6 protein-coding genes are annotated in these 5,476 nt (G+C 62.9%); 4 read left to right on the top strand and 2 right to left on the bottom strand.

All coding sequences use genetic code 11. From position 1 onward, the window contains the following. Positions 1 to 315 precede the first annotated feature (315 nt). Positions 316 to 2,607: an EAL domain-containing protein gene (locus OXS49_RS32330; protein ID WP_267428615.1), complete on the top strand. Its 2,292-nt coding sequence runs from the start codon at positions 316 to 318 to the stop codon at positions 2,605 to 2,607. A gap of 122 nt (positions 2,608 to 2,729) precedes the next feature. Here OXS49_RS32330 and OXS49_RS32325 read toward each other — a convergent pair whose 3' ends face one another. Continuing rightward, positions 2,730 to 3,143 (bottom strand): response regulator, encoded by a 414-nt coding sequence (locus OXS49_RS32325; protein WP_267428614.1) that lies wholly within the window; start codon positions 3,141 to 3,143, stop codon positions 2,730 to 2,732. A 73-nt stretch (positions 3,144 to 3,216) separates the two neighbouring features. Then, entirely contained in the window at positions 3,217 to 4,362 is a 1,146-nt protein-coding gene (locus OXS49_RS32320) for a methyl-accepting chemotaxis protein (RefSeq protein ID WP_267428613.1), read from the bottom strand. Here OXS49_RS32320 and OXS49_RS32315 point away from each other — a divergent pair. The 3 genes from OXS49_RS32315 to OXS49_RS32305 all read left to right on the top strand — a co-directional run bounded on the left by OXS49_RS32315 (position 4,354) and on the right by OXS49_RS32305 (position 5,425). After that, on the top strand, positions 4,354 to 4,587 hold the full coding sequence (locus tag OXS49_RS32315; RefSeq protein ID WP_267428612.1) for a hypothetical protein: 234 nt from the start codon (positions 4,354 to 4,356) through the stop codon (positions 4,585 to 4,587). The two genes, OXS49_RS32320 and OXS49_RS32315, sit on opposite strands and share 9 nt — an antisense overlap. A gap of 174 nt (positions 4,588 to 4,761) precedes the next feature. After that, complete coding sequence (locus tag OXS49_RS32310) at positions 4,762 to 4,932, top strand: hypothetical protein (protein WP_267428611.1); 171 nt, start codon at positions 4,762 to 4,764, stop codon at positions 4,930 to 4,932. Continuing rightward, a complete protein-coding gene (locus OXS49_RS32305; protein ID WP_267428610.1) occupies positions 4,925 to 5,425 on the top strand; it encodes a PAS domain-containing protein in 501 nt (166 codons plus the stop codon). The genes OXS49_RS32310 and OXS49_RS32305 overlap by 8 nt, the downstream gene beginning before the upstream one ends. Positions 5,426 to 5,476: the final 51 nt, after the last annotated feature.

Raw genomic sequence — 5,476 nt, 5'->3', positions numbered from 1 at the left:
CGATGAGTCCGTTATCACGCAGTGGCCGGATTTGAAGCGTCAATGAACTGCTGCGGTGATGGGCTGCAGTCGCGGTCGCGCAATCTGATCCTGAGCGGGAGAGTGGTTGCGCGACTGCTCTGAGTTGCAGGATCTTTTAATCGCCTCAAGCTACCATGCCCCCAACGACCGGCAGTCTGCCGAGCGCCGAAAGAGCAGCGTCGGGCCGGGTCCGCGATCGGCCTCGGTACTGCTTCGCCGGCGCGCTAGATTGTTTCCGTATCGATCCGACGGAGAAGATCGATGCCTCGGAATATGCCGAACGATCGAGCGCTTGTGGAAGCACGCCTCTATGAGACCAACGAACTGCTGCGCACCGCCTTGGAAAGCATGGATCAGGGCTTGATCCTCTACGGCCCGGATATGCGCGTGCGACTGCACAACCAACGTGCACGCGAACTCCTCGACCTACCTGCGGCTGTTCTGCACGACGGCAGTCCATACAGCGTCATCAACGCGTTCCAAGTCGCGCGTGGCGAGTTTCAGACCAGCCCGGCGCCCCTGATGGCAGCTTTGGACGCCGCTGATCTCGCCAGTTTGCCGGACGTGTACGAGCGCGAACGCCCCGATGGCACGAGCCTGGAGGTGCGTGTCGTGCGGCTGTCGAATGGCGGGTACGTGCGCACGTATACGGACATCACGCGCCGCCGTGAGAGCGAGCGCGCCGCGCGGGCCAGCGAAGCCCGCCTGCGTCTGAGCGAGGAGCGGCTCGCCCTGGCGCTCGACAGCGGCGAGGACTGCCTGTTCGACTGGAACCTGATCGACGGGACGACCTGGGTATCCGAGCGGTGGCGCGGTAGACTCGGCCTCGTGGGTGAACGTGCTCGACCTACCATGTCGGGTTGGATCGAGGCGATCCACTTGGATGATCGTGAGCGTGTGATGACAGCCACACGGGCGCACCTGAGGGACCAGACTGCCACGCTCGAATGCGAGTACCGCGTGGGTCAGGTGGAGGATGAGGCATTCTGGGTTCTCGCGCGTGCCCGTGTAGCTGGTCGTGCTCCAGACGGTCGGGCGCTGCGATTGGTCGGTACGCTGATCGACATCTCGCGCCGCAAGGAAGCGGAGGCTCGCATCGCCCACATGGCGTTGTACGATGCGCTCACCGGCTTGCCGAACCGCAACCTGTTCCGCGAACGTCTCGATCAGGCGCTTTCTCGGGCGAACTTGGCGCCGAACCGCCACGCCGTGCTCGCGCTCGATCTCGATCACTTCAAGATCGTCAACGATACCTACGGGCATCTCGCGGGAGACCGAGTTCTGCGTCTCGTAGCCGAGCGCATTCACTCGGCCGTGAGCGATGCAGACACGGTGGCGCGGTTCGGCGGCGACGAGTTCGCGGTGATCCTATCCGACATCGACGGCGAGGTGGGTGTCAGGCAAGTGTGTGAGCGCATCATCGCGGCCGTGGATGAACCGTTGCAGCTCGACGGCATCGTAATCGACATCGGCGTGAGCGTCGGCGCGGCGCTCTTGTCCGACGACCACGCCAGCGCCGAGGGCGTTTTCCAGCGGGCCGATATGGCGCTGTTCCGAGCGAAGGTTGCGAGCCGGAACACCTACCGGATGTACGAGGCCGAGGCGCACGCGCGTACCGCCACGCGCAGTCTGCTCGCGATCGATATGAAGGAGGCGATCCGGCGGGGTGACTTCTTCCTCGTCTACCAGCCGATCATCGACGTGACGACCAGGGCAATCGTGAGCTTCGAAGCTCTGATGCGTTGGCAACATCCCGTACACGGCCTGATCTCGCCGGGCGAGTTTATCCCGGTGGCGGAGGACACGGGGCTGATCGTGCCGCTGGGCATCTGGGCACTGCGCGAGGCGTGTACTGAGGCGCTGAACTGGCCTGCATCCGTGCGCGTGAGCGTCAACGTTTCCGCGGTGCAGTTCCGCGGCGGCCTGGAGGAGGCTGTTGTAGCTGCACTATCGGCGACCGGTCTCCCGGCACGACGCCTGAAACTTGAAGTGACCGAGAGCCTGCTGATGCAGAACCCGGAGCAGGCCGTAGGGGTATTGCACCGGCTTCGCGCACTGGGCGTGCGCTTGGCGCTCGACGATTTCGGCACCGGGTACTCGTCCCTGAGCTACCTGCGGCGGTTCCCTTTCGACAAGATTAAGATCGATCGATCCTTCATCCGCGACATTGCCGACCCGGATGCGGCCGCGATCGTGCGGGCGGTCGTGAGCATTGGCGAGCGGCTGGGCATGGGCATCGTCGCTGAGGGTGTCGAGACGGTCGAGCAGCTTGAACTGGTCCGCCGCGAAGGCTGCACCGAGGTGCAGGGTTATATCTTCAGCAAACCACGAACGGCTGCGGATGCCCGGGCTCTCTGCTGTGAACAGCCGAGCGATGAACATCCCGGATCGGAATCAGAATTGAGAACCTCGGACGAAATGCGTGATTGGCCCTCGTTTCCAGACGAGGATCTGCCCAGCCCCGGGAAGGACGAATTTAGCGTCGACGGAGGCCGGCAGTCCGCTGAGATACCCAGTGAGTGCAGGATCGCGGAGTCGATTGGCGATCAAGTCGTAAAATCACTCGGGCCGCGACGTCGAACATAATAACGGTGACAGGGCGCAACTGGCTCCGTCGCAGGCGATCATGTCGGCTACTTCGGTTTCACTAAGACAAACATAGGACTAATTATTCAGTTGGATGCGGGCTGACGCCCATCCGTCCGTCGTTATCCAGCAATGCGATTGATATTTGCGATCTCGCCGTGGCAAACGGCCTCGATCTTGGCTTTCAACGTCACGCTGGTGAAAGGCTTGATGATGTAGTTGTTCACGCCCGCCTTCTTGGCCGCTATGACGTTTTCTATTTTCGACTCCGCGGTAATCATCAGGAATGGGGTAAGCCGTAGTGTCTCGTCGGCGCGCACATGCTGGAGCAACTCGTAGCCGGTCATCGGCCCCATGTTCCAATCGGAGATCACGAGCCCGTACTTGCGATCCTTCAGACGCTCAAGAGCGGCTGTCCCGTCAGAGGCATCGTCGATCTCTTTAAAACCGAGCTGTTTCAGCAGGTTGCGGATGACCCGTACCATCGTCTGATAGTCGTCGACGAGGAGGATCGGCATGCTCAGGTCAAGGAACATAGGCGCTGCTGTTTTCGTCAAGGGCAAAATGCATTCTACGATAAGAAACTTACGGATCTGCTCCTCAATCTTGCTAAGGAGCCGCGATCAGGTCGCTGGCTGCGGCTAACATCTCCGCCATCGCATCCGCCGCGTTGTTGAAGGCTGGAGTGCCTGTATCCCAGTCCCGCTTCGCCAGTGCCGCAGTCATGCGCGCCGCTTCGGTGTGAGCCGCCTGTTCGGCTCGGACCAGCCGCGAGAACGCAGAGCGCTGTTCCAGCGACGTGCCGCGCAACTGCACGGCAAGTGTCGGTGAAGACTGACCCCGCATGGTCGTGGCGGCCGTGTCCGGCGATGCCTGACCCAACAGGATACCTGCTAACCGCCGCTTCCACGCCCCGACATCGAGCGGGAGTCGCACAAGCTGGCAGGCTGGCGTAGCATCCTCGGCCGCATCGAGCGCTTTCTGAGCCGCGGCCTCCGCCTTGACCAATCGCTCGGTGATGCTCGCGATCTCGCCGCGGGTCTTGCTCGCCTTCTCGGCGATGCCCTGTACGTTCTGCGCGATCTCCTGCGTAGCCTGCCGCTGCTGACCGAGGGTCTCGGACAAGGCGCGGTTCAGATCGCTCGTCTGCCGGATGCCGGCGTCGGCCTCCTCAACGCATGCACCGAGCTTCTCGACCGTCGCCGTACCGGAGATCACCGCGGCACGACTATCACCGACCGCATGGGCGATCTGGCTCATCTCAGCCTGCAACGTCCCGAGCCACGTGCGGATCTCGTCGGTCGACTTGGCAGTCTGAGCCGAGAGCGCCTTCACCTCGGATGCGACCACTGCGAACCCCTTGCCAGCCTGACCGGCACGAGCCGCCTCGATCGTGGCGTTCAGGGCCAGCAGATTTGTCTGCCCGGAGATGTTGGCGATGGTGCCGGCCATGCTGCCGATCTGCGCGACCGCACCCTGCAAGACCCCGAGCCTTTGGTCGATCTGCGCGGTGCGCGCGTCGATCGCCTGCATGGCTTGCCGAACCTGCTGGAGCTCGCCAAGACACGCCAGCATCGCCGTGCGGGCCGCCTCCGCCGAACTGCCGGCGGCTTCAGATGTGTCGGCGACCTGGGCGATGGAGGCGACCATTTCCTCCGTGGCGCTGGCGATGGTCTGAGCGGAGTCGGCCACCTGACCGACGTCATGGGTGGTCCAACCGACGTTGATGGCCGCCTCGGAGGCTTCATGAGCCACATTCGCCAGAGCGCCGAGATGGGTATGCCGCTCTCGGCGCCCATGCATGAGCAGGCGCGAGAGCACATCCCGCAACGGGCCATCCGGCAGATCGGCGATGGTCAGATCCTGCGTCGCGGCCAAACGCTCTACGGCGGCCAGCAGCCGCTGTTCCTCCGCACGTCGAAGCCGCTCTGTGCTGCTGAGTTCCGGCTGTATCGGAGGCTTGGTCGACTGGCGGAATGAGAGGCCGATCATCGCGCGCTTCCAAATGAGTTTTGCCGCGAGGATGTCGTGCGTTGGTTAATGAGTCGTCGAAATGCCTTGCGTCGGTCACCGCCCCAACACTTCTCAAACGGCGTTGTGGGCGAGCTATTGCGCGTCTACACGCCCCGGCTTGATTTGAGCGTAGGGATCCGGATGAGCGGTGTCGTGGCCGCCGTGCTCCCGGCGCTAGCCGCCGAGAACGCCGAGCTGCGCCAGCCGTTGGCCGCGGCGCAGGACAGGCTGGTCGAGACCGCTATCGATGCTGTGCATCTGCACGTTGGACATGCGTTGCGTGAAGTTATCGAACGGTCGTTGAATGGGTAATCACCTTGCCGAAATGACCGCTTTCGAACTCATACGCGCGTTAGCTCACGATGCTGTGGTGGGCGTCGTGGTAACCGACACGATGGTCGCATCGCCCGGTCCAGTTATTCTGTATGCCAACAAAGCCTTCGGTCGGCTTGTCGGGCGCGATTTGGGTGATATCCTCGGCCAGACCCCGCGCTTCATGCAGGGCAGGGAGACACGTCGCGAGACACTCGACGCCTTCCACCGCTCTCTGGCCGCTGGTGAGCGCTTCCACGGCTACCTGACCAACTACCGTGGGGATGGCTCCAAGTATCGCGCGGAGATCGATTGCCGACCGCTGCGCACGGCTGACGGCCGCATCGAGAACTTCGTCGCATTCGAGCGGGAGGTGCTGCGCCGGATCGGTCGTCCTGCCGGCAGTGCAGCCGGGCGCTACGAGCCCGCCAGCGTAAGTAACGACTCGTTAACGGCCGCGCTGCGCAGCCTCGCCATATTCGAGCACGCATAAGTTGTCATGCGTTAAATCACGGCCACGTGATTACTGTTGTCGTGTGCGAAC

Origin of the sequence: Methylobacterium sp. GC_Met_2 (genome assembly GCF_026540795.1) — a bacterium.
In the GTDB taxonomy this organism is placed as follows: Bacteria; Pseudomonadota; Alphaproteobacteria; order Rhizobiales; family Beijerinckiaceae; genus Methylobacterium.
This window is presented reverse-complemented; position numbering and strand designations above follow the sequence as displayed.

Bases quoted from the DNA above. Each gene is read 5' to 3' on its own strand.
- OXS49_RS32325 (WP_267428614.1), bottom strand. From the start codon at position 3,143: ATGTTCCTTGACCTGAGCATGCCGATCCTCCTCGTCGACGACTATCAG.
- OXS49_RS32315 (WP_267428612.1), top strand. From the start codon at position 4,354: ATGAGCCACATTCGCCAGAGCGCCGAGATGGGTATGCCGCTCTCGGCG.
- OXS49_RS32310 (WP_267428611.1), top strand. From the start codon at position 4,762: ATGAGCGGTGTCGTGGCCGCCGTGCTCCCGGCGCTAGCCGCCGAGAAC.
- OXS49_RS32305 (WP_267428610.1), top strand. From the start codon at position 4,925: ATGGGTAATCACCTTGCCGAAATGACCGCTTTCGAACTCATACGCGCG.